Here is a 24,027-nt window from a genome sequence, read left to right as displayed (position 1 = left end):
TCTACCCCCGCTCGGACGCCGGCCGCCCGCTGCCCCCGTGACAGCCGCGGGCCGATGGACCGGTCCGGCGCGCCGGGGCCGGCGCCATGCTACGAGTCAACACGGGGACGGTGCCGATCCCTCGGATGTTGACCTAGCCTTGGGGATCACTTGGAGCCGGGCCGGTGCTGTGCCGCACCACCAGGCGCGGCGTCACCTGGCGCAGCCGGGCGGTCTTGCCCGGGTCGGTGATGCGGTCGCTCAGCAGCGCGGCGGCCGACCTGCCCATCGCCCGTCTCGGCTGGTCGAGCGAGGTGAGCGAGATGTGGTGCACCGCGGCCAGGTGGGTGTTGTCGTACCCGACCACCGACAGGTCCTCCGGGACGCGCAGGCCGAGCTCGCTCGCCGCGACCAGCACCCCGAGGGCGACGATGTCGTTGGCCGCGAAGATCGCCGTGGGCCGGGGGGTACGTTCCAGAAGAGCGCGAGCCGCGCGACGGCCGCCCTCCTCGGTGAAGTCGCCGTGCTCGACCATGATGTGCGGCGCGAGCCCGTGCCTGCGCATCGCGACCAGGTAGCCCTCGCAGCGGAAGCGGGCCGAGGAGGAAGGGGTGCCCTCGATGTGCGCGATGCGCCGGTGGCCCAGCTCGACCAGGTGGTCGACGGCGAGCCGCGCGCCGAGCTGGTCGTCGTCCACGACGATGTCCACGCCGTCGAGGTCCACGTCGCGCTCGCCGACGACGACCGTCGGGGTGTAGGCGGCGGCCTCGGCCAGGGTCTCGCTGGACGGCGCGACGCCGAGCAGCACCAGGCCGTCCACCCGCAGCTCGAGGAACGCCTCGACGGCCTCCTCCTCGAAGGCCGGGTCCCAGCGGCCGCTGCCGATCAGCAGCCGGAGCCCGTCGCCGTGCAGGCTCTCCTGCAACCCGTCGAGGAACTCCGCGTAGAACGGGTTGTGCAGGTCGGCGACGAGCGCGCCGACCAGGTGGGTGCGTCCTTCGACGAGGCTGCGCGCGACCGCGTTGGGCCGGTAGCCGAGCTCCCGCGCCGCTTGCAGCACCGCCTCGCGCCGGTGCTCGCTGACATGAGGCGAGCCCCGCAGCACCAGGGAGACCAGCGACTTCGAGACGCCCGCGCGTTCTGCAACGTTCCGGATCGTCGGCCGGGGACGGGGCCCTTGGGCGTCGCCCAGCCCTCCTTCGGCCGTGCCGAGATCGGGACGGTACCGATCGGTCGCCTGCATGGACGGTCCTGACATGGTTCTCCCCACGCTGAGTGGATGTGCACCTGTCAGACCAAACGATCGAGTCGCGTTGAGGGTACGGGTGTGTTGCGCGGCTCGGCAGATGGTCATTTGGGCCGCGTTATCCGGCACCGCCTTCGATAGTGTGCGCATTGTGGGTGCGACATCAAGGGCCCCAGGTGAGCGAGACAGCGCCGATCCTGGTGACGGACGCCCGGTCCGGCGACGGCTGAGCGTGGACCGTCGCCGCGAGGAGCTCATGGCCGCCGCGCTGGAGCTGTTCAGCAAGCGTGACGCCGAAGATGTCTCGATCGACGACGTGGCCAGCGCCGCCGGAGCCTCCCGGGCGCTGGTCTACCACTACTTCGGGGGCAAGCAGGAGCTGTACGTCGCCGCGTTGCGCAGTGCGGCGCTGGAGCTGGAGGAGCGGCTGCGGCCCGTGCACGGCGGCACCGCCTTCGAGGAACTGGCCGCGGGGCTCACCCGCTACTTCGACTTCGTGGAGGACCACGCGGCCGGGTTCGCGGCGTTGCTGCGCGGCGGGCCGGCCAACCGTGCGGGCGAGGTGGGCGAGATCGTCGAGGGGGTCCGCCGGCGCCTGTTCAAGATGATCACCAACCAGTTACGGGTGAGCGAGCCGAGCCCGGCGTTGCGCGCGACGCTGCGGGCGTGGATCGCCTCGGTGGAGACGGCGGGGCTCGACTGGCTGGAGAACCGCGACATCGAGCGGCCCGAGCTGGAGCGCCTGCTCGTCGAGCAGATGGTGGCGCTGCTGGAGGTCGCCGCCCGTCACGACGGCCGGACCGGCGTGTCGCTCGCGGACCTCCCGGGTGAGGACGGGGGCCGGGAGGCGGAAGAGTAGAGGAACGGGCCGGCGTTCGCCGGCGGGCCCGCCGGCCGCGGAGGCCCGGGCGGGAAGCCCTGTCGGCATTGTCCGGGCGCGGGGTGCGGGGCCGTTCGAGGGCGGAGCGCGTGCGGGGAACGGTGATAGGGCTTCCGTGCGGTGGAGGCCCTAAATCCGTTTCCCACCGGGACGCACCCGCATGACCGGGTGAGGTGGCGCCGGGCGGGCGGCGCCGCTCACACCGGATCCATGGCCGCGATCGTGGTCGCCCGGACGCGCAGTCGGGGGTATCTCATCCCCCGGTGGCCCGGGCCGCCTGGCGCGATCATGGGTTCTGTGGACGCGCTCACTCACATGTATGACGCGAGCGCGCCGGTTCTCCCCCCTAGGACCTTGGCGGCTTCCGCCTCACTCCGACCGCTGCTGCGGGATGCCCGCGAGCAGCGCACGGACCTCGGTCTCCCGGTAGCGCCGGTGACCGCCAAGGGTGCGGATGGACGTCAACTTGCCCGCCTTCGCCCACCGAGTAACGGTCTTGGGGTCGACGCGGAACATGGTGGCGACCTCCGCCGGGGTGAGCAGTGGCTCGGCCTCGGGTGTACGAGCTGACATTTGTGCGGCCTCTCCTCCGTGGACCGGCGACAGCGATCCTGCGACTTGTGTTGGCGCTTGTCACGGATGTCCCTCAATGATCCATTAGTACGGATTTTTCTGGACCATATGTGGTATCACCCGATGTGACCATACAGCCACGTAGAGCGATTGGCGAGCCCTGTAAGCACAACGCCTTGTCCACGGGTTGATGTCACGCTCGGTGATTCTAGCGACACGTTTCGTGGTATCGCAGTGAAAACGGCAAACTACTCAGTTCGCAGAAGCGAGCTGGTGACTCCCGTTACCTACTTTTGCAGGTCACGTGCATGATTTGCGGTTCAGTTCGCCGATTCGAGGGCTTGTATTGACTTCCAGCGCACGATCACGCGCTGATACATGGCGAAGGCCAGTTCTTCTTGACCCGTGTCCAGTCCGGTGAGCGCGGCCGCCAGCTCGGCGGCGGACTGGTCGGACTGCAGCGTGGCGTCGTCCATGAGGTGCACCAGGCCGCCGTAGTCGAGCTCCACCAGCGAGTGCGGATGGAACTCCTCCAGCCAGCGCCCGACCTCCTCCACCTCGGTGAGCGTGCTCACCTCGCCCACGTGCCGCCGGATGACCACCAGCGCCCGCGCGACCCTGCGCCGGGCCTGGGCCATGGAGGTGACGTAGAGCAGGTTGCGCGCCGGGGCGGTCGTGGTCGGCGCCGCCGGCTCGGTGGCCGGCTCCTCCTGGCGGCCGAGGACGAGCCAGCGCTCGGCCGAGTCGAACGGCACGAACCACGGGGCGGGGATGTGCCAGGTGCTGGTGCGGATGTGCGTCCTCAGCGAGGAGGAGCCGCCCTGCTGCTTGTAGCGGTCGAAGTCGTCGGCCGTCTGCTCGGCGATGGCGCGGGGGACGAAGCGGTCGGCCAGCTTGACCGGGGTGGCGCCGCGGAAGCGGGCGAAGGCCAGCCAGGAGCGCAGCCTGCTCTGCCACGGGCAGACGTACAGCGTCTCCTCGATGCGGCGAAGGTAGGCGTTCAGGCTCTCGCCGCCGGGCGCCGGCAGCGCCGAGACGCCCAGCAGCCGCCGGACGGCCTCCGCGTGCTCGGCCTCAAGGGCGAACGCGCGGCGCGGCCGGTCCTTGGAGTCGGCGTAGGCCGCCCAGAAGGCGCGCTCGCGTTCGGTGAACGCGGACAACGGCTCGTAGACGCGGAGATAGGCGGCGTAGGGCAGCACATCTCGAATGGTGCCACGTAGCGGCGAGCGGACGCGAGTGAGAACCCCGCCGCGGCGGGAGTGGCGTGCGCTCCGCGGCTCTGACGTGTCGCGATGTGGACGATCATGGTGAGCCTCGAGGCGGGCTGGATAGGGTGGTTTCCTCAGATCCGCCGCGATGAGGCGGCGGACGGAAATGACCGGGAGTCACCAAAGTGACCGACGTCTTCGGGCTGTCCCACAAGGACCCGAGCCCAGCCAGCGGACAGGCGCCGCGACACGAGCAGGTCGTCTTCTGCTCCGACGACCGCAGCGGCCTGCACGCCATCATCGCCATCTACAGCACCGCGCTGGGCCCCGGGCTCGGGGGCACGCGGTTCTACCCCTACGAGAGCGAGCAGGCGGCCCTCGCCGACGTGCTCAACCTCTCGCGGGCGATGGCGTACAAGAACGCCCTGGCGGGGCTCGACCTCGGCGGGGCCAAGGCCGTGATCATCGGCGATCCGGCCAGGGACAAGAGCGAGCAGTTGCTGCGGGCCTACGGGCGCTTCATCCAGTCGCTCGGCGGGCGCTACTACACCGCCTGCGACGTGGGCACCTACAGCGAGGACATGGACATCGTCGCCAGGGAGTCCGGCTTCGTCACCGGGCGCACCGTCGCCCACGGCGGCGCGGGCGACTCCTCGATCCTGACGGCGTACGGCGTCTTCCAGGGCATGCGCGCCGCCGCCCAGTACGTCTACGGAGCCTCCACCCTGCGCGGCAGGCGCGTGGGCGTCGAGGGGGTCGGCAAGGTCGGCCACCGGCTGGTGGAGCACCTGCTGGAGGACGGCGCCGAGGTCGTGGTCTGCGACGTCAGCGAGCACGCCGTCGAGCGGGTCCGCGCCCGTCACCCCCAGGTCGAGGTGGTGGCCGACGCCGCCGCGATGAGGCTCGCCGACATCGACGTGTACTCCCCGTGCGCGCTCGGCGCGGCCCTGGACGACGACACCGTCGCCGGGCTGCGCGCCAAGATCGTGTGCGGCGGGGCCAACAACCAGCTCGCGCATCCCGGCGTGGAGAAGCAGCTCGCGGAGCGGGGAGTCCTTTACGCTCCGGACTACGTCGTGAACTCCGGCGGCGTGATCCAGGTGGCCGACGAGATCGAGGGGTTCAACATGGACCGCGCCCGGGTAAAGGCGACGCAGATCTTCGATACGACGTTGAAGATCTTTTCGATCGCTGAGGAGGAAGGGGTACCCCCGGCGGCCGCGGCCGATAGGCTGGCCGAGCGCAGAATGTCGGAAGTCGGTCGGCTTAGGGGTATTTGGCTGGGCCGCTGACCGCGGACGCCCATACGGCGTACCGAGCAGCGCGCAAAACAGGTACGGTTGTAGTCGAACGAGAGCTGGGGCCGGAAGTCAGGCGGCGTCAGCGCGTGGAGCGTTAGCGACGAGGGGTCGGGCACGACCCCGCATGAGGGGGTCGAGCCGATGGGGCGCGGCCGAGCCAAGGCCAAGCAGGTGAAGGTTGCACGCCAGCTCAAGTACAACAGCGGCGGCACCGATCTTGACCGTCTTCGCGAGGAGCTCGGAGTCAATCACGACTCCAACCGACACGATGATGACGTCGTCGATGATGAGCTGGCCGATCGGTACGCCGATTACGCCGGTGACGTCGACGACGATGACGAGGACGACAGGTCCCGTCGCCGTTAGGCGATTTTCGGGTTGACGCCGGCAGGGCACCCGGCGAGCAGTGGCTCGCCGAGTGCCTCATTCGCGCACCGAAATGAGCTCCTTGCCGCCGCAAGCGGCAAGGAGCTCTTCGTCGTGTTCGAGCCTTTCGCCGCCACGTGACGTCAGGCCCATGATCGCCTTGGTGACCTCGCGTCACGCGATGCGGTCCGGCGGCCGCCGGCGGTGGCCCGGCGGCCGCGGAGCCCTGGCCCCTCAGGCGGTGAAGCGGGCCGAGCCGGTGCCCTGGACGATCTCGCCGAGCACCCAGGCGTCCTGGCCGGCGTCGCGCAGGGTGGTCAGCGCGAGGTCGGCCGCGTCGGCGGGAACGATCGCGCACATGCCGACGCCCAGGTTGAAGGTGCGGTCCATCTCCTCGCGGGGCACCCCGCCGTACCCGGCGATCACCTCGAAGATCGGCTGTGGCGTCCACGACGAGCGGTCGAGCACGGCGTCGACCCCGGCGGGCAGCGAGCGGGCCAGGTTCGCCGCCAGCCCGCCCCCGGTGATGTGGGCGAAGGCGTGGACCTCCACGGCCCGGGTGAGCGCGAGGCAGTTCAGCGAGTAGATGCGGGTGGGCTCCAGCAGCTCCTCGCCCAGCGTGCGGCCGAGCTCCGGCGGCGAGGAGGCGAGATCCAGGCCGGAGGTGCGCAGGACGTGCCGCACCAACGAGTAGCCGTTGGAGTGGACGCCCGAGGAGGCCAGGCCCAGCACCACGTCGCCGGCCCGCACGCGGTCGGGGCCGAGGAGCCGGTCGGCGTCCACGACGCCGGTGCCGGCGCCGGCCAGGTCGTACTCGTCCGGGCCCATCGCGCCGGGGTGTTCGGCGGTCTCGCCGCCCACCAGGGCGCACCCCGCCAGCCGGCAGCCCTCGGCCACCCCGCCGACGATGTCGGCGATGCGCTCGGGGACCACCTTGCCGCAGGCGATGTAGTCGGTCATGAACAGCGGCTCGGCGCCGCAGACCACCAGGTCGTCCACGACCATGCCGACCAGGTCGACGCCGATCGTGTCGTGCTTGCCGAGCGCCTGGGCGATCATCACCTTGGTGCCCACGCCGTCGGTCGAGGTCGCCAGCAGCGGACGCTTGAACCGCAGCAGCGCCGAGACGTCGAACAGCCCGGCGAAGCCGCTGGCGTCGTCCACGACCTCCGGCCGCCGCGACCGGGCGACCCGGGACTTCATCAGCTCGACGGCGCGGTCGCCCGCCTCGATGTCGACGCCCGCCGCGGCGTAGCTGGTCACCGGACCTCCTCACCGGTCGGCAGGACCGGGGACACGCGGAACACTGGGAACACAGGGGGCACTTCGGGCATGGTGGCGCGTCGCGCGCTCACGCCTTGGCCTCGAGAACGAACTTGCCGACGTTGTCGCGGTCGATCGGGATCGGATAGTTGCCGTCGAAGCAGGCCCGGCACAGCCGCTCGGTCGGCAGCGTCGTGGCCTCGGTGAGGCCCTCCAGGGAGATGTACCCCAGCGAGTCGGCGCCCAGGGACGCGCGGATCTCCTCCACGGACTTGTGGCCGGCGATCAGCTCGGCCTTGGTGGCGAAGTCGATGCCGTAGAAGCACGGCCAGGACACCGGCGGCGAGGAGATGCGCACGTGGACCTCGGTGGCGCCGGCCTCGCGCAGCATCTTGACGATCGCCCGCTGGGTGTTGCCGCGCACGATCGAGTCGTCCACGACCACCAGGCGCTTGCCGGCGATGACCTCGCGCAGCGGGTTCAGCTTGAGCCGGATGCCGAGCTGGCGGATGGTCTGCGACGGCTGGATGAAGGTGCGGCCGACGTAGGAGTTCTTGACCAGGCCCTGGCCGTAGGGGATGCCGCTCTCTTCGGCGTACCCGATGGCGGCCGGGGTGCCCGACTCGGGGGTCGGGATGACCAGGTCGGCCTCGACCGGGTGCTCCCTGGCGAGCCGGCGGCCCACCTCGACCCGGGTGGCCTGCACGCCGCGCCCGGCGATGGTCGTGTCGGGACGGGCCAGGTAGACGTACTCGAACAGGCAGCCCTTGGGCTCGGCCAGCGCGAACCGGCGCGAGCGCACGCCCTGTTCGTCGATGGTGAGCAGCTCGCCCGGCTCGATCTCGCGGACCAGGCTCGCGCCCACGATGTCGAGCGCGGCGGTCTCGGAGGCCACCACCCAGCCGCGTTCGAGGCGGCCGAGCACCATCGGGCGGATCCCCTGCGGGTCGCGGGCGGCGTACAGGGTCTTCTCGTCCATGAAGACCAGGGAGTAGGCGCCCTTGACCTGCGGGAGCAGCTCGGCCGCGGCGTCCTCGATGGACTTTGAGCGGTCGTGCGCGAGCAGCGTGGTCAGCACCTCGGTGTCGGTGGTGGCCCTGATCGCCCCGGTCGGCAGCCGCAGGGCCAGATCGGGAGTGTTGATCAGGTTGCCGTTGTGGGCGAGCGCGAGACCGCCGCCTTCGGTAGAGCTGAGCGTCGGCTGGGCGTTCTCCCACACGCTGGAACCGGTCGTGGAGTAGCGGCAGTGCCCGATCGCCAGGTGTCCGCGCAGGGTGCCGAGGACCGACTCGTCGAAGACCTGGGCCACCAGGCCCATGTCCTTGTAGACGAGGATCCTGCTGCCCTCGCTCACCGCGATGCCCGCGGACTCCTGCCCGCGGTGCTGCAACGCGTACAAGCCGTAGTAGGTGAGTTTGGAGACGTCCTCCCCGGGGGCCCATACGCCGAAGACACCACAGGCGTCTTGCGGCGCGCGGTCACGGGGGTCAAGGTCATGGCCGAGCCGGCCGTCGCCTTTTAGCACGTGCTTCAGTCTAAGTTGGCCCTGTCCGCTGCCGGTAATCCGGGTCCGCGCAAGGCGCGGCGTCCCTGAGAACGGGGCCTTCGCGTGGCGCTTTGGGGAAAGATCTCCGGCCTTTTGCCGTGTCGGCCGGGCCGGGCGCACCGCGCCGGGGGAGAGTGGTGGCACCCGGCATGCCCATACAGGTCGAAAGAGCGCACTGTGACGACACCTGGCGACCCGAACACCTCCCAGCCCTGGGGGGAACCTCAGGGCGGCACGCCGTCCGGAGGCGCACAGCCTCCGTACGGCGGTGAGCACGGCGGGGCGTACCCGGGTGGACCGCCCACCGGCGGTCAGCCTCCTTACGGCGGTCAGCCTCCGTACGGCGGGCCGCCTCCGGGGACGCCGCCCGGAGGGACGCCGCCGTACGGGACGCCGCCCTACCAGGGTCCCTACGGAGAGCGCCCGCCCGGAGGCGGCGGGCTCGGCACGGCGGCGCTCGTGCTCGGCATCATCAGCCTGTTCCTGCTGCTCATCTGCGGCCTGGGTGTGCTCACGGCGATCGCCGGCCTGATCGTCGGGATCGTCGCGGTGGCGAAGAACAGCAACCGGGGCCGCGCGATCGCCGGGATCGTCCTGAGCGCGCTCACGATCGTGCTGGCGATCATCGGCTTTGTGTGGTTCCTCGGCAACTTCAGCGAGTGCTTCAACCTGCCCACGCAGGTGGAGGTGCAGCAGTGCGTGGAGCGCAAGCTGGGCGTGAACGTGGAGAACCCGTCCCAGTGACCCCCGGGAGAGCCCCGGTGACCCGCGTGAGCCCTGGGCGGGCCTCGGTGGGAGCAGCAGGGCTCAGGGCAGGGGCAGGTGGTCCGACAGGTCGGCCCGGGCGCCGCTGGCGCTGATCCTGCCCGCGTCCATGGCCTCGTGCCAGGCGACGCGGCCGGTGGCCAGTTCGAGCCAGGTGAGCGGGTCGGTCTCGACGACGTTGGGCGGGGTGCCGCGGGTGTGCCGGGGGCCCGCCACGCACTGCACCGCCGCGTACGGCGGCACGCGCACCTCGACCGTCCGGCCCGGGGCCCGCTCGGCCAGGCGCTCCAGCAGGTGCCGGACGGCCAGGCGCGCGACGTCGCGCTCGGGCCGCAGGCCCTGGTCGTAGACCCGCAGCACCACCTGCACGGCGGCGTCGGGCGCGCCCTGCGCCGGCCCGTCGTAGGGATGCTCCCCGAGCTCGGCGAGCTGCGCGTCGAGCGCGGCCCGCACCTTCTCCACGTCTACCTTGCGAGCGGCCACGCCTTCCATCATGGCGGCTCCGGGCGCCGGATCGTCCCGCACGGGCGGCCTGCCCGTGCGGGACGGGCGTGCGTCCTCAAGGCGGCCGTCACAGGGCGACGGCGGCCGCCGCCTCGCCGGGCGCGTCGAGGCGGAAGGCCGCCGTCCGGCCGGCCGCGGTCACCTCGTACTCGCCGAGGAAGCCGTTGAACCGCACCCGGCCCTGGTCGTCGGTGGCCATCGTGGTGGGCGGGAGCCACCACTCGCCCTTGACCAGCGAGTGCAGCGCGTCGTAGGAGGGCTTGCGGGTGCCGTCGAGCCGGACGAAGCCGCCCGGCGCGCCCAGCCAGCCGCCGTCCGACATGCCCCAGTACGTCATCGCCTCGACCGACGGGTGGGACAGGAGGGTCTTGTAGTGGCGCACGATCTCGTCGGCCTGGCGGGCCTCGCCCTCGGGCGTGGAGGGCCACTCGGGGATCTGGTAGTCGTTCAGGTCCTCGATGTCGGCGGGCATGATGTGGCCCGACACCAGCGTCGTCTCGGTGAAGTGGATCGGCAGGCCGTAGCGGGCGAAGCGGTCGATGGTGGCGAGGGTCCTCTCCTCGCCCCAGTAGCCCTGGTGCATGTGGCTCTGCAGGCCCAGCGCGTCGATCTTGATGCCGGCCTCCAGCACGCCCTCGATCAGGCACTCGTAGGCGGCGGACATGTCGAAGTCGTTGAGCAGCAGCGTGGCGTTCGGGTTGGCCTCGCGCGCCGCGTCGAAGACCATGCGCACCATGGGGATGCGGCCGATCTCGCGGCAGACGCGGGTGATGCCGTTGTCGTACTTGTCGAAGATCGGCATGATGACGACCTCGTTGATGACGTCCCACATGTCGACCAGGCCGGCGAACCCGCCCACCTCCCGCCGGATGCGCGCCGCCTGTTCGCGGGCGATCTCGGCGTTCGGCAGGTCCATCAGCCAGTCGGCCGTCACGGTGTGCCAGGCCAGCGGGTGGCCCTTGACCGGGACGCCGCGGTCGGCGAACCACCGCGCCGTCTTGCGCAGCCGCTCGGTGTCGGGACGGCCCCGGACGGTCTCGAAGCGTCCCCAGTAGAACGGGAGCGTGGCGAAGTTGAACACGTCGAACCACAGCTCGGCCAGGTGCTCGGCCTGGGCGGCGGAGGCCTCGCCCAGCGACCCGGTGACGCCGCCGGGGCCGGCCTGCTCCTCGGCGGACAGCTCGCCGTTGGCGAGCGGGATGAAGTCGAACCCGATGCATCCGAACAGGAACTTGTGGCCGCGCTGTGCCACGACCACCTCCCGGCCGGCCAGCGGGGACCCGTCCACGGTGACCGTGAGGGTGGCGTCGGCGGTGCGGTGCTCGGTGATCGAGGGGTCGGCGGGGTGGGCCGGTCCGGCGTGCGAGGGCATGGGGACGTCCTCCAGGGGGTCGGGAGGGATGGTGACCGGGCGGGGCGGCAGGGTCCCGCGGCCGTCGCCGCGGGCGCGGTCCTGGCCCGCCCGGGTCCCACTCTAGAAGCACCTCGTCGGCGGCCGCCGCCGCCATGGTCACCCGGATCAGCTCATCTCGTCCTGCGGGGCCGAGGGGGTGGGGGTGGGCGTGGGCACGCCGTTCGGCAGAGCGCTGCCCTTCTTCCACTGGGTCCAGGTGAGCTGCCAGTAGCTCCAGCCGTTGCGCCAGTCGAGCTTGCGCTTGGTGCCGGTGACGGTGACGACGTCGCCGCGCTGGGCGATGCCGTAGAACCACCTGGCGCCCGCGGGGGTGGCCCGCACGCAGCCGTGGCTCTGGTTGGACCTGCCGAGGAACTGGTAGGCGCCCGCGCTCTGGTGGACGTACTCGCCGCTGCTGGAGATGCGCACCGCCCAGGGGATCTCCAGCTTGTAGTACAGCGGGTCCTTGGGGTCGGTGACGCCCATCCAGGCGGACGTCATCGTCTCCACGGGCTTCTTGCCCATGGTCAGGTGGACGCCGCTGGTGGTGAGGTAGACGTCCACGCCGTTCCTGACCAGCCCGCCGCGCCCGGCGCTGATCGGGATGGTCTTGACCGTTTTGCCGTCGCGGCGCACCTTCATCACGTGCTTCTTGGTGTCGACCACCGAGACGTTGGCGGTGCCGATGGCGAAGCGGCGGCTGACGTCCTTGACGCCCTGGTTCCCGGCGATCTGCGAGAGGCGGGCGCTGAAGAGCACCTTCTGGTGCGGCTTCCAGTACGTCCGGGTGCGGTACACCACCTGGCGGTCGGAGACCCAGCGCCAGGCGCCCTCGACGGGCTTCTCGGCCTGGACCTGCAGCACCGTCTCGACGGCCGCCTTGTTCTTCACGTTCCTGTCGAAGGTCACGATGATCGGGGAGCCGACGCCGATCTTCTCGGTCTTCTCGCCCATCGGGGTGATGTCGGTGATGCGCAGGGGCTGCGCCTGCAGCCGCCGCAGGGAAGCGCCGGCGGCCCTGGCCTGGCCTGCGCCGCCCGTCGCGGCGGGGGACGGGTCGTCCGTCGCCCGGGGATGGACGCTGGTCTCGGTCGTCCCCCTGCCCGGCGCGGGTTGTGCGGTGCGCACGTCCGCCGAGCAGGCCGCCGCGGTGACCAGGGCGGCGATGGCCAGCAACGCGGGGGCCGTCCGCTTCAGGGGGTTCACTCTCTACTCCTCATATACGCGCTTCGCTCCGGATGTCATCCATTGCGTCTCTTATGTGAGACACCCGGAAAGCGCGTTATGTGCGCCAACGACCAATCACGATCACGTAACGATGGGCGGCGTCGGTGTTTGGCCGCCGGTTCCGGCGCCCCGTCCGGCCTCGCGAAACGCCGGGCGGAGCAGGCCGGATCGTCCTCGCGACCGGGGCGCCCGGACCGTCAGGCCACCGGCTCGGGGACGGGCTCGGGAGCCGGTCCGGCGGGCTCGCGGGCGGCGCCGGCGGAGGCCGGAACGGCGTCCGTCCGCCGCCTCCGCAGCGACACCAGGCTGACCGGCACCCCGACCGCCACGATCGCCGCCGCGACGATGAGCGAGAGCCGGTACCCGTCCAGGAACGCCGTCAGCGGTGCGGCGCCGGCGGCGGCGCTCGCGCTGGCCCGCGCGCTCAGGACCGCCCCGAGCACCGTGACCCCGAGCAGGCCGAACACCTCGCGGGAGACGTTCAGCACGCCGGAGGCCAGGCCGGCGCGCTCGGCGGGCAGCGCGCCGAGGATGGCGCTGGTGAGCGGGACGAGCATCCCCGCCCCGAGCCCGTAAAGCATCAGCCAGGGGAACAGGCTCATGTAGGTCCCGTGCTCGCCGATGGTCGACATCGCGGCGATCGCCACGGCCATCGCGCCGAGCCCGGCGGCGACGGTGACGGACGTCCCGAGGCGCGCGGCGATGCGCGGGGCGACGGTGGCGAGGGCCGCCATGAGCAGGGCCATGGGGACGAAGGCCGCCCCCGCCTCGGTGGGGGAGAAGCCCAGGACGTTCTGCAGCCACAGTGCGGTGAAGAAGTAGATGCCGAAGACGCCGAACGCCCACAGGCCCATGGCCAGCGTGCCGCCGCTGAAGACCCGGTCGCGGAACAGCGACAGGTCCATCATGGGCTCGCGCGAGCGGGACTCCAGCAGCACGAACGTCGCGGCGGCCACCGCGGCGAGCGCGAAGGCGCCCAGGATGGGGGCGGAGGTCCATCCCTCGCCGTTCCCCTCGATCAGCGCGTACGTCAGCGCGAACAGCGCGGCCGACGACGTCGCGAGGCCCGGCAGGTCCAGCCGGCGCCGCGCCGGCGTGCCGGCCCGGCCGATGGACCAGGCGGCGAGGGCCATGGTGACGACCCCGATGGGCACATTGATCAGGAAGATCCAGCCCCAGTGCCAGTTCTCGCTGACGAACCCGCCGGTCACCGGGCCGAGCGCGAGGGCCAGGCCGCCGATCGCGCTCCACACGCCCACCGCGATCCCGCGTTCGCGGGCGTCGGGGAAGGTGAGCGAGAGCAGCGCCAGCGCCGACGGGGCCAGCAGCGCCGCTCCGACGCCCTGGGCGGCCCTGCTCAGGATGAGCGCGGTCCCGTCCCCGGACAGGCCGGCCGCCGCCGAGGCCAGCGTGAACAGCGCCACACCGGCGAGGAACACCCGCCGCCGGCCGAAGACGTCCGCGAGCCGGCCCCCGGCCATGAGCAGCCCGGCGAAGACCAGGATGTATCCGCTGACGATCCACTCCAGCCCGGAGATGGTCAGCCCCAGCTCCCTCTGGATGGTGGGGAGCGCCACGTTCACCACGTTGTTGTCCAGATAAGTCATGAAAGTGGCCAGCGAGACCGCCACCAGTGCCCACCAACGACGTTGCACAGCTTCTCCTCTACGACGTACTTGTACGGCGTACATGTACGTCGTACAGCAGACCTTGTACGTCGTATAGTTGTCAAGTGGCCCAGGAGAAACTGACCCGCGAGACGGTCGTCGAGCAGGCATTGGCGCTCGCCGACCATGAGGGCGTGGACGCGGTGACGATCCGCCGGCTCGCGAGCCTGCTGGCGGTCACCCCGATGGCCCTCTACTGGCACTTCAAGAACAAGGAAGAGCTGATGGCGGCGCTCGCCGAGCACGTCCTGTCCGGCGTGACCGCCGACGTCTCCCCCGGCGACCCGTGGCAGAGACGCCTGCGCGTGATCGTCGAGGCCGTCGTGCGGGCGATGCGCGACAATCCGTGCGTGCCCGACCTGCTCGGCGCGGTCAGGGACAAGCAGGAGCTCGAAAGCTTCAACCGCGCGACCGAAGCGACGCTGGACGTGCTCGCGGAGGCGGGGTTCACCCCGCGCGAGGCGTTCGCCGTCTCCTCCTACCTGCTCAACGGCGTGACGGCCCTGGTGAAGGGGTGCCCGCTGTGGACCGGGGAGCCCAGAGAGGCCGAGGAGCGCCGGCTGCGCCGGCTCAAGCTGGAGTCGATGCCCGGCGACCGCTACCCGCGCATGATCCAGTACGGCGGCACGCTGAGCGAGCCGCCGGACATCGACGGCTACTACGGCTTCGGCGTCGACCTGCTCCTGCGCGGCGTCGAGGCCATGGCCGCGCGGCGCCCCGGCCCGGCCTAGGACAGTGCCGGGCGCCGGGGGCGGGCGCAGGCGGCGGTGACGACGCCGGCGAGCGCGACGCACGCGAGCACCAGGTAGGTCCGCTGGAAGCCGGACATCAGCTGCGCCACCGCCACCGGCGACAGGCTTGAGAGGGTGCCGGCGTAGACCAGGCCGCGCAGCTCGGGCGACAGCGCGCTGCTCAGCACGGTCAGCGTCGTCGCCACGCTGAGCACGATGCCGACGTTCATGATCATCAAGCGGAAGCCGTTCACCACGCCGAGGCTCCCCGGCGGCAGGGCCCTCATGACCTGGGTCGTGTTGCCGGTGAGGAAGGTCCCGTTGCCGCCTCCGGCGAGGAACAGGCCGATGGCGATGATCCAGTACGGGCTCGCGCCGCCGGTCGAGAACATCAGGCACACCAGCCCGGCGAAGTTGAGCACGCAGCCGCCGACCGAGAGCAGGTAGGGCGAGACCCGGCGGCCGAGGGCGCCCGCGATGGGCGAGGCGACCGCCATGCCGACCGGCACGGGCAGCACCGCGAGCGCCGCGGTGAAGGCGTCGAGGCCGCGGGCGGCCTGGAAGTACAGCGCGACCAGCAGCACCAGGGCCGAGCGCGACAGGGCGGTGCAGAACGAGGCCAGGTTGGCGAAGGTCAGCATGCGCTCGCCGAACAGCCGCAGATCCAGCACCGGATGCGACGCGCGCCGCTCGACCAGGACCAGCAGCGGCGCCAGCACCAGGAAGACCAGCCCGCCGACCAGCACGACGGGGCTGGACAGGCCGCGCGACCCGGCCTCCGACAGGGCGATCAGGGCGGCCGACAGGGCCGCGAAGACGATGAGGTTGCCGGCCGCGTCCACCGGCGTGCGGGCGCCGGCGGGCACCCTGCGCAGCGTCGCCCACCCCCAGACCAGCGCGATCACCCCGGGCGGGACGTTCGCCCAGAACACCCACTGCCAGCCGGCGGTGTCGGCGATCAGCCCGCCCAGGGTGGGCCCGGCGAGCTGGGCGACCGACAGCGTCCCGATGTAGACGCCCATGCCCTGGCTGAGCCGGTCGGGCGGGAAGGCGTCGGTGATGATCACCGTGCCGTTGGCGAGGATCATCGCCGCGCCGAGCGCCTGGAGCCCCCGCATGGCGATCAGGAAGCCGACGTTCGGCGACAGCCCGGCCAGCAACGAGCACAGGGTGAACAGCGCGAACCCGACCAGGTAGACCTCGCGCCGCCCGAGCAGGTCGGCCACCCGGCCGAAGAAGACCAGCGTCGCGGTGCTGACCAGCAGGTACGACAGCAGGATCCAGGAGGAGGCGAACGCCCCGGCCTCGAAGTGCCGCACCACCGCGGGCAGGGCCACGTTCAGGGTGCTGGCGTTGACGCCGATGAGGGCCAGCCCGAGGCTGGTCACCGAGCAGACCCGCCACGCGTAACGGAGCCTGCGCGCGTACTCGGGAGTGCCGGGAAGCAGGTCCGCGGTCCGATCAAGCGGGTGGGCGACCATGCCCCCCAGTCTGACGTACGCCGTACGTCCGGATTAACCCATTAATCCCCCTCAACGGGCGCGTTTGCGGAGGCCTTCGAGGTCGTAGATGACCACGCGGCGCCGGCCCGTCTCGATCAGGCCGCGGTCGCGCAGCGAGCGCAGCGCCTTGCTGACGGCCTCGCGGGAGGCGCCGGTCCAGCCGGCCAGCTCGTCCTGCGACAGCGGCAGGGCGACCCGCACGCCGCCGTTGGCGGGCTCGCCGAACCGCTCGGCCAGCTCCACGAGCCGGGTGGCCACCCGGCCGGTGGTGTCGAACGCGCCGTACTCGACCCGCTTGCGGTCGGAGTCGCGAAGCCGGCCCACGACCATCTGCAGCAGCAGCACCGCCACCCGGCCGTGGTCGTTCAGGAAGCCGGAGAAGTCGCGGACGACGACGCCTTCGACGGCCTCCAGCGCGGTCACCGTGCCCGAGCGCGGCTCACCGCTGATCACCGACATGTCTCCCAGCAGCGCTCCAGGGCCGCGGATGGCCAGCACGACCTCGGTGCCCCCCGCGGTGTAGGAGGACACCTTGACCCGCCCGGAGGTCAGCACGAGCGCCCAGTCGGAGGTGTCACCCTCGCTCATGACGGTCGTGCCGCGGTCCCACCGCTTCTTGCGGCCGGCGGCGCACAGGTCGTCGGCCTCCTCCTTGGTGAGCAGGGACAGGAACTCTCCAGGCTCGGTCGGCGTGGACGTCATCGTTCCTCCAGGGTGAGGGGCAACGCTCGAATCATGCCGCGCCCCTCCGGTGCGGTCACGGTCGTTTTCCCGGTGCGGGGCCCGCGGTTCGCGTACTTCTACCGTCTCGCGGCACACGGTGGTCAGTCGAGCGAGGACAGGACGAACGCCTCGACGCTCTGCTCCTTGCCCTTGAGGCTCAGCTCGCCCAACGACCGTACCTCGGCGCCCGCGCCGATCTGCTCACGGGTCGTGGCCCCGATGACCACCGTCCCCGGCTCGGCCATCCCCTCCAGTCGCGCCGCCACGTTCACCGCGTCGCCCATCGCGTTGAACCCGCGCAACTCGGGGCTGCCGATGTTGCCCACCAGCGCCAGGCCGGTGTTGATGCCGATGCGGAACCGCGGATAGCCGGGGTTGCCCGCGGCGATCTCCTCGGCGGCGGCCTGCATCTCAAGAGCCGCGCGGGCGGCGTGCGCGGCGTGGTCGGCCTGCGCCGCCGGGGCGTTGAACAGCGCGAGCAGCGCGTCGCCGACGAACTGCACGATCGTCCCGCCGTGCCGCAGGACGCAGGGCACCGCGGCGGCGTGGTAGCGGTTCAGCATCTCCACGATCTCGCCGGGCGCCACCCGCTCGGAGAAGGAGGTGAAGCCCTTCAGGTCGGCGAACAGCGCGGTCAGCTCCACCAGCGAGCCGCCGAGCGCCGCCTGGTCGGGGTCGGCGAGCAGGGACGCCGCCACGTCCGGCGACATGTACTGCCGGAACAGCGTCTCCAGTTCGCGGTACAGGCGGGCGTTCTCCAGCGCGATCGAGAGCTGGCTGGCCAGGGTGGCGGCGAGCGCCTCGTCCTGGCGCGTGGTGCCCACGGGGACCTCCAGCGCGCCGGCCACCACGCCCTTGACGGTGAGCGGGTGGATGACCCGGCCGTCGCCGCTGATCGTCTCGGTGGCCTTGAACTCGTCCACGCCGTACGCGCGCTCGCCCAGCGTGATCGCGCCGTGCGACACCAGGCCGATGCGCACGTCCCCGTAGGCCTGGCGGACGCGGCCCAGCGCCTCGGCGAGCAAGGTGTCCTCGCCCAGGCCGACGCGCGCCTGCCGTCCCACGTCGACCAGCGCGCCGAGGCGCAGCGACAGTTCGCGCTCGGCCGCGAGCGCCTGTCCGGCGCGGTCGAGCACGGCCGCCTGGCCCTCGTTCAGCCGGAACTTGCCCGCCAGGCGCAGCGCGACGGGCGTCCGGGACGCCGTGCCGCTTTCGCCCATGCGCCGCAGGTGGCCGACGAGCTCCTCCAGCGCCTGGTCGTACTGCCCCTGGATGCGGCGGATCGTCGCCGCGAGCGTCACCGAGTCGAACAGGCCCTGGCTGGAGCCCTCGCGGCGGAACTGGATGTAGGAGCTGTAGGCGACGAACGCGAAGGCGCCGACCAGCAGCAGGTGCCACTCCCACCACGACAGCAGCCAGTTGGGCCGGAAGAACCCGGCCACCATCGCCTCGCTGAGCAGCGCGTACGCGGTCATCAGGCTCACGAGCATCGCCGAGGGCCTGCGGCGGTGGATGCGAAACATCTGCACCGCCGACAGGGCGAACAGCGCGGCGCCGATCCAGGAGAACGCGCCGATGGTGGCCCCGCCGGGCGGCGGCGGCGCGCTGAGCGGGGTCAGGCCCTCGATCAGCGAGGCCGCGCCCCACACCACCAGGACCACCACCAGGGCGGCCCGCAGCAGGTCGCCGCTCCTCAGCACGGCGGCGGCGGCGCGTTCGCCGAGCGGCAGGGAGGAGGCGAACGCCAGCACCGACGCCACCATCAGCCCGACCGGCTGCCCGATGTCGAAGCCGTAGCTGCCGGTCTCCAAGATGATCCGCGGCGTCGACAGACCGTGGAGCAGGAAGAAGCCGGCGCTGCTCAGGAAGACCAGCGACACCAGCAGCAGCCGGGCGTCCTTGTGCCGGGTGGCGGCCTGGCTGATCATCGCGCCGAGCACGACGTTGACGCCGGCCACCAGCACGATCAGCCAGAAGTGGCTCGGCGGATGCTCCCAGCGCGCGTTGAGCCGGGCGGGGAAGGCGAGCAGCAGCCACAGGCCGAGCAGCGGCACGGCCAGGTGCATGGCCCACACGATGCCGCGCACCGGGTGTGTGGCGGGCGGCAGATAGGGCGAGAACGCAAGCCCGTCCTCCCCGTCGGCGGCCTCGCTCCCGGCGATGGCCGTGCGGTCCTCCGCACCGGCAGGCCCGTCGTCCGCGCGGGCGCCCTCGTGTTCGGCACCGGCCACCTGGACGTCCCCCCAGGCGCCTTCGGCCCCCGCATCAGCGGTCCCGGCCTTCATGCCGGCGGTCCCGCTCTCCGGGACGGCGGTCCCGCTCTCCGCGCCGGGGGTCGCGCTCTCCGCGCCGGGGGTCGCGCTTTCCGTGACAGGGGCGCTTTCCGGGACGGGGGCCGCGTCCTTCTCGGCGGTGCTCGTGCCGGAGGCGCCGGCGGGCGTCCGGGACGGCCGGCTCACCGTGGAGGTGCGAGGCATCGGGGTCTTCGCCGGGACGACCCTCTCGAACTGCACCGTCTTCGCCGCGTCACCCGTGCCCGGGTCGTCCGGGCCCGTCCCGGCCGCCGGAGCCGCAGCGCCGCCGGTCTCGCCGGCGCCCTCGCCGGAGGACTTCCCCGCGGTCTTTCCCGCGGCGAGCCGCCCGTCGGGCCGCACCTCCGCCTGCCCCTCGGCCTGCCCTTCCGGCCGCCCCTCCGCGTGCCCTTCGGCCTGCTCCGAGGCCGCACCCCCGGTCGGCGTCACGTCGTGGCGGGGCACGGTGTCCGCCTCCGCCTCGGAGTCGGTGGTCGCGCGTGTGTGATCATTCGACGGCACGGTTGCCTCCGCATCAGCCAGTCGAGTCCCCCCGAACGTGCCGATTATCCCGTCAGTCCACGTTGTGGGCGAACGAAGGGTTCAGCCGGAGGTATATCGAGACGGAACTGAGCTGCGGCTTTGGGGGTATGACCGAAACTTCGGTTACTTTGGCGATGCCTGGTGCCATTAGTCCCGTTAATGGGTGACCGGTTCAGCTCACCAAGGCGGTGGATCTTCTGTGGGGGATCCACCGCCTTGCCGTGACCGTCTCGTCAGGAGGAGAAAACGGCCGGGAGCGTCGCCTCGTGGACCGCGCGCAGCTCCTCCACCGGGATCGACAGGACGCCCTCGACGGTGAGCGCCGAGCCGCCGGTCGTGCCCAGGCAGTACGCGGGCACCTCGCGCCGGGCGCACAGGTCGGCGAGCTCGTCGTAGGACTCGGGCCGCACGGCGAGCAGGACCCGTGCCGTGGACTCGCTGAACAGATCGGTGAAGGCGTCGCCGCCGGGGAGCTGCACGGCGGCTCCCACACCGCGGGCCATGCACGCCTCGGCCAGGGCGATGGCCAGGCCGCCGTCCGACACGTCGTGCGAGCCGTCGACCAGCCCGCGTCCCGCGGCCTCGACCAGGACGCCGGCCAGGGCGCGCTCGGCCTCCAGGTGGACCGCCGGGGGCAGCCCGCCCAGGTGACCGTGCGCGACGTGCGCCCACTCGGAGCCGCCGAACTCGTCCCGGGTGTCGCCGAGCAGCACGATCTTCAGGTCGGGGGCGGTGAACCCGTGACGGACGCGGGCGCGGACGTCGTCCAGCACGCCGAGCACCCCCACGACCGGGGTCGGGTGGATCGGCGTGGAACCGGTCTGGTTGTAGAACGAGACGTTGCCGCCGGTCACCGGCACACCCAGGGTCTTGCAGGCGTCGGCGAGGCCGCGCACGGCCTCGGCGAACTGCCACATCACCTCGGGGTCCTCCGGCGAGCCGAAGTTCAGGCAGTTGGTGACCGCGAGCGGGCGCGCACCGGTGACCGCCACGTTGCGGTACGCCTCGGCCAGCGCGAGCTGGGCGCCGGCGTAGGGGTCGAGCTTGGCGTAGCGGCCGTTGCCGTCGGTGGCCAGGGCGATGCCGCGGTCGGTCTCCTCGGCGCCGGGCATGACCTCGCCGATGCGCAGCACGCCCGCGTCGGCCGGCATGGCCAGCACGGTGTTGCCCCGCACGTAGCGGTCGTACTGGGAGGTCACCCACTCTTTGGAGGCGAGGTTGGAGGAGCCGAGCAGCGTCAGCAGGGTCGCACGCAGGTCGCCGGGACGCTCCAGCCGCGCCGGGTCGTCGGCGTTGAGCGCCGCCTGGCCCGCCGGCTCGTGGAACGGGCGCTCGTACACCGGGCCGTCGTCGGCGGCGGTGCCCGGCGGGATGTCGACGATGACCTCGTCCTTCCAGGTCATCACCAGCCTGCCGGTGTCGGTCACCTCGCCGATCACCGTGGCGGGGACGTCCCACCTGGCGCAGATCGCCATGAACGCGTCGATGTCCTCGGGGGTCACCACGGCCATCATGCGCTCTTGCGACTCGCTCATCAGGATCTCCTCGGGGAGGAGCGAGGGGTCGCGCAGCGGCACCAGGCCGAGGTCCACCGACATGCCGCCGGTGCCCTTGGCGGCCAGCTCGGTCGTGGCGCAGGACACCCCGGCGGCGCCGAGGTCCTGGATGCCGACGACGACGTCGGCCTCGAACAGCTCCAGGCAGCACTCGATGAGGAGCTTCTCCATGAACGGGTCGCCGACCTGGACGGCGGGCCGCTTGGCGTGCGACTCGTCCTCGAAAGTGGCCGAGGCGAGCACCGACGCGCCGCCGATGCCGTCGGGGCCGGTGCGCGCGCCGAACAGCACGACCTGGTTGCCCGGCCCGGGCGCCGTGGCCAGCTTGATCTGGTCCTTGCGCAGCAGGCCGACGCACAGGGCGTTGACCAGCGGGTTGCCGATGTAGCACGGGTCGAAGGCCAGCTCGCCGCCGATGTTGGGCAGGCCGAGGCAGTTGCCGTAGGAGCCGACGCCCTCGACGACGCCCGGCAGCACCCGCCGGGTGTCGGGGGCGTCCAGGGCGCCGAAGCGCAGGGCGTCCATGACCGCGACCGGCCGCGCGCCCATCGACATGATGTCGCGGACGATGCCGCCGACGCCGGTGGCCGCGCCCTGGTGCGGCTCGACGTACGACGGGTGGTTGTGCGACTCGATCTTGAAGGTGGCCGCCCAGCCGTCGCCGATGTCCACCACGCCGGCGTTCTCGCCCATGCCGACCAGCAGCGCCTCGGACTCGGGGGCCTTGGTGCCGAACTGGCGCAGGTGCACCTTGGAGGACTTGTAGGAGCAGTGCTCGCTCCACATGACCGAGTAGATGGCCAGCTCGGAGGAGGTCGGCCGGCGTCCGAGGATGGCGCGCACGCGCTCGTACTCCTCGGCCTTCATGCCGAGCTCGGCGTAGGGCTGCGGCTCGTCGGGGGTCTCGTTGGCCCGCTTGACAGAGTCGATCATGTGTTCTCCTCGCGCGTCACCCGCGCACGCCGTGGTCGTCGCCTCACAGGTTCACGAACTTCTTCAGGATCGAGGTGAAGAAGCCGCGTCCGTCGACGCTGGGAGCGCCGGTCAAGTCCTCGACGGCGTGCTCCGGGTGGGGCATGAGGCCGACGATGTTGCCCGCCTCGTTGCTGATGCCGGCGATGTCGTTCATCGAGCCGTTGGGGTTGCCGCCGAGATAGCGGAACACGACCTGGCCGCCGGCCTCCAGGGCGCCGATCGTCGCGGCGTCGGCGACGTAGCGGCCCTCGCCGTGCTTGACCGGCAGCAGGATCTCCTGACCGGAGGCGTAGTCGCCGGTCCAGGCCGTGGCGGCGTTCTCCACGCGGACGCGCTGGTCGCGGCAGATGTAGTGCAGGCCCTCGTTGCGGGTGAGCGCGCCGGGCAGCAGGTGCGCCTCGCACAGGATCTGGAAGCCGTTGCAGGTGCCGAGGACCGGCAGCCCCGCCCGCGCCGCGGGGATCAGCTCCTCCATCAACGGCGCGAAGCGGGAGATGGCCCCGCAGCGCAGGTAGTCACCGTAGGAGAACCCGCCGGGCAGGAAGACGGCGTCCACGCCCTTGAGGTCCCGGTCGGCGTGCCACAACGGCACCGCCTCCCCGCCCGCGTGCCTGACGGCGCGCGCGGCGTCCTGGTCGTCCAGAGTTCCGGGAAAAGTGACCACGCCCACACGGGCAGCACCCATGGTCTCGTACCCCTCCACATGAGAGCGCCGCTCCGACGTCTCGGATCATCGACGGCGGTCTGCGGCGGTACACCTCAGATTACCCGCTGGGCCTGAGCGACCCGTCCGACCCCTCGGCGAGCCGCCGACACCACGCGCCCCGCTCCTGGACAGGCCTTCCGCGAGTTCACTCTCCTCCCCTAGCCGCCGGTCTCCACGGCCGCGACGATCAGGTCGTGGGCGGGGCGGGGCTCGGTCGGCAAGAGCGCGGTGAGGTCGGTGTGGCGGGCTTCCAGGAGGCCGGCCTTGGCGTTGGAGAACAGTGAGATCGTGTGGGTGATCTGGTACGGCTCCAGCCCGCTGCCGGCCAGGGCCTCCCGCGTCTCTGAGAGGGTGAGGCTCCGGTAGTCGATCTTCCGGTCGAGCGCCTCTGTCAGCGCCTCCGCGATCTCCCGTCCGCCGATAGCGGCCACGCCCTCGAGCTCGTAGGTCTTGCCCGCGTGGCGGCTGCGGCGGCCTGACGCCAGATCTCGTTCGGTCTCCGCCGCGACGCGGACCGCCACGTCGGCGAGATCCCGCCTGGCGACCACGGAGATGCGGCCGGAGCCGAACGCGGCCGCGAAGACGCCGGTCGTGGCCGCGGACGCGGACGCGGCCGTGGCGAGCCCGAGGACGATCTCGGTATACAGGCCGTTGCGCAGAACGGTGACATCGAAGGGGGCCGTCGCCAGGCGGGTCTCGGTCCAGCGGTGGGGGAGCGCGATGGTCATCAGGTCCCCCGATCCGGCCAGGCTGGTGTAGACGACGTGCCGTACGCCCGCCGCGGCGGCCGCCTCCGATACCGCGCCATGACGGGCGATCACCACGTCGTCCTCGCCGTATCCGGCCGAGACGAACACCAGCGTGTCCACGTCCCGGAAACTCTCCGCCAGGCTCGCCGGATCGTCGAAGTCGACCCGGCGGGTGGTCGAGCCGTCACCCGTGCGCGTGGCCGCGACCACCTCCAGCCCTCCCCGTTCCGAAAGTCCCTTAAAGATCAGGCCGCCCAGTGCGCCCGAAACGCCCGTGACGAGAATCATCTCTACGCTCCCGGTGTTGATGCCGAAGGAAACGGCACCAAGCAT

20 protein-coding genes are annotated in these 24,027 nt (G+C 71.7%); 5 read left to right on the top strand and 15 right to left on the bottom strand.

The genetic code is table 11. From position 1 onward, the window contains the following. Positions 1-133 precede the first annotated feature (133 nt). Positions 134-1,222: a LacI family DNA-binding transcriptional regulator gene (locus tag ACFQSB_RS34280; RefSeq protein ID WP_354929259.1), complete on the bottom strand. Its 1,089-nt coding sequence runs from the start codon at positions 1,220-1,222 to the stop codon at positions 134-136. 259 nt (positions 1,223-1,481) lie between these two features. Here ACFQSB_RS34280 and ACFQSB_RS34275 point away from each other — a divergent pair, with 259 nt between their 5' ends. After that, the gene (locus ACFQSB_RS34275) at positions 1,482-2,084 is read left to right on the top strand and encodes a TetR/AcrR family transcriptional regulator (RefSeq protein WP_380830995.1); all 603 of its coding nucleotides are present in this window, start codon (positions 1,482-1,484) and stop codon (positions 2,082-2,084) included. Between the two features lie 390 nt (positions 2,085-2,474). Here ACFQSB_RS34275 and bldC read toward each other — a convergent pair whose 3' ends face one another. Then, complete coding sequence (bldC, locus tag ACFQSB_RS34270) at positions 2,475-2,678, bottom strand: developmental transcriptional regulator BldC (protein WP_013133571.1); 204 nt, start codon at positions 2,676-2,678, stop codon at positions 2,475-2,477. Between the two features lie 320 nt (positions 2,679-2,998). After that, a complete protein-coding gene (locus ACFQSB_RS34265) occupies positions 2,999-3,877 on the bottom strand; it encodes a hypothetical protein (RefSeq protein WP_354853035.1) in 879 nt (292 codons plus the stop codon). Between the two features lie 194 nt (positions 3,878-4,071). Here ACFQSB_RS34265 and ACFQSB_RS34260 point away from each other — a divergent pair, with 194 nt between their 5' ends. Beyond that, positions 4,072-5,178, top strand: coding sequence for a Glu/Leu/Phe/Val family dehydrogenase (locus ACFQSB_RS34260; RefSeq protein ID WP_380830993.1), 1,107 nt, complete (start codon positions 4,072-4,074; stop codon positions 5,176-5,178). Positions 5,179-5,328: 150 nt separating this feature from the next. After that, a complete protein-coding gene (locus tag ACFQSB_RS34255) occupies positions 5,329-5,553 on the top strand; it encodes a DUF3073 domain-containing protein (RefSeq protein ID WP_354853039.1) in 225 nt (74 codons plus the stop codon). 234 nt (positions 5,554-5,787) lie between these two features. Here ACFQSB_RS34255 and purM read toward each other — a convergent pair whose 3' ends face one another. After that, a complete protein-coding gene (gene purM / locus ACFQSB_RS34250; protein WP_354853041.1) occupies positions 5,788-6,816 on the bottom strand; it encodes a phosphoribosylformylglycinamidine cyclo-ligase in 1,029 nt (342 codons plus the stop codon). A gap of 88 nt (positions 6,817-6,904) precedes the next feature. Beyond that, a complete protein-coding gene (gene purF, locus ACFQSB_RS34245; protein ID WP_380830991.1) occupies positions 6,905-8,341 on the bottom strand; it encodes an amidophosphoribosyltransferase in 1,437 nt (478 codons plus the stop codon). Between the two features lie 198 nt (positions 8,342-8,539). Between purF and ACFQSB_RS34240 the strand changes: the two genes are divergently transcribed. Further along, positions 8,540-9,106, top strand: a complete 567-nt coding sequence (locus ACFQSB_RS34240) for a DUF4190 domain-containing protein (RefSeq protein WP_380830989.1) — start codon at positions 8,540-8,542, stop codon at positions 9,104-9,106. A gap of 63 nt (positions 9,107-9,169) precedes the next feature. Here ACFQSB_RS34240 and ACFQSB_RS34235 read toward each other — a convergent pair whose 3' ends face one another. From ACFQSB_RS34235 to ACFQSB_RS34220, 4 genes are all read right to left on the bottom strand, one after another. Next, the gene (locus tag ACFQSB_RS34235; protein WP_380830987.1) at positions 9,170-9,610 is read right to left on the bottom strand and encodes a sterol carrier family protein; all 441 of its coding nucleotides are present in this window, start codon (positions 9,608-9,610) and stop codon (positions 9,170-9,172) included. 88 nt (positions 9,611-9,698) lie between these two features. Continuing rightward, positions 9,699-11,003 (bottom strand): endo-1,4-beta-xylanase, encoded by a 1,305-nt coding sequence (locus ACFQSB_RS34230; protein ID WP_380830985.1) that lies wholly within the window; start codon positions 11,001-11,003, stop codon positions 9,699-9,701. 147 nt (positions 11,004-11,150) lie between these two features. Continuing rightward, the gene (locus ACFQSB_RS34225; RefSeq protein WP_380830983.1) at positions 11,151-12,230 is read right to left on the bottom strand and encodes a L,D-transpeptidase; all 1,080 of its coding nucleotides are present in this window, start codon (positions 12,228-12,230) and stop codon (positions 11,151-11,153) included. A gap of 218 nt (positions 12,231-12,448) precedes the next feature. Continuing rightward, positions 12,449-13,906, bottom strand: coding sequence for an MFS transporter (locus ACFQSB_RS34220; protein WP_380830981.1), 1,458 nt, complete (start codon positions 13,904-13,906; stop codon positions 12,449-12,451). A gap of 77 nt (positions 13,907-13,983) precedes the next feature. Between ACFQSB_RS34220 and ACFQSB_RS34215 the strand changes: the two genes are divergently transcribed. Next, complete coding sequence (locus ACFQSB_RS34215) at positions 13,984-14,649, top strand: TetR family transcriptional regulator (RefSeq protein WP_380830980.1); 666 nt, start codon at positions 13,984-13,986, stop codon at positions 14,647-14,649. Here ACFQSB_RS34215 and ACFQSB_RS34210 read toward each other — a convergent pair. From ACFQSB_RS34210 to ACFQSB_RS34185, 6 genes are all read right to left on the bottom strand, one after another. Beyond that, positions 14,646-16,130 (bottom strand): MFS transporter, encoded by a 1,485-nt coding sequence (locus ACFQSB_RS34210; protein WP_380830978.1) that lies wholly within the window; start codon positions 16,128-16,130, stop codon positions 14,646-14,648. The two genes, ACFQSB_RS34215 and ACFQSB_RS34210, sit on opposite strands and share 4 nt — an antisense overlap. Positions 16,131-16,181: 51 nt before the next feature. Further along, positions 16,182-16,853 carry a Crp/Fnr family transcriptional regulator gene (locus ACFQSB_RS34205; RefSeq protein WP_380830976.1) on the bottom strand — a complete coding sequence of 224 codons (672 nt, stop codon included), beginning with the start codon at positions 16,851-16,853 and terminating at the stop codon, positions 16,182-16,184. A gap of 122 nt (positions 16,854-16,975) precedes the next feature. Then, positions 16,976-19,687: an adenylate/guanylate cyclase domain-containing protein gene (locus ACFQSB_RS34200; protein WP_380830974.1), complete on the bottom strand. Its 2,712-nt coding sequence runs from the start codon at positions 19,685-19,687 to the stop codon at positions 16,976-16,978. Between the two features lie 254 nt (positions 19,688-19,941). Further along, positions 19,942-22,197: a phosphoribosylformylglycinamidine synthase subunit PurL gene (gene purL / locus ACFQSB_RS34195; protein ID WP_380830972.1), complete on the bottom strand. Its 2,256-nt coding sequence runs from the start codon at positions 22,195-22,197 to the stop codon at positions 19,942-19,944. 43 nt (positions 22,198-22,240) lie between these two features. After that, positions 22,241-22,924: a phosphoribosylformylglycinamidine synthase subunit PurQ gene (gene purQ / locus ACFQSB_RS34190; protein WP_354929298.1), complete on the bottom strand. Its 684-nt coding sequence runs from the start codon at positions 22,922-22,924 to the stop codon at positions 22,241-22,243. 179 nt (positions 22,925-23,103) lie between these two features. Further along, positions 23,104-23,982 (bottom strand): NAD(P)H-binding protein, encoded by an 879-nt coding sequence (locus ACFQSB_RS34185; RefSeq protein ID WP_380830970.1) that lies wholly within the window; start codon positions 23,980-23,982, stop codon positions 23,104-23,106. Positions 23,983-24,027 lie beyond the last annotated feature (45 nt).

The organism is Sphaerisporangium rhizosphaerae, from assembly GCF_042665155.1.
Taxonomy (GTDB): Bacteria; Actinomycetota; Actinomycetes; order Streptosporangiales; family Streptosporangiaceae; genus Sphaerisporangium; species Sphaerisporangium rhizosphaerae.
Note: the sequence above shows the minus strand (reverse complement) of the source record. Positions and strands in the feature narration are given on the sequence as shown.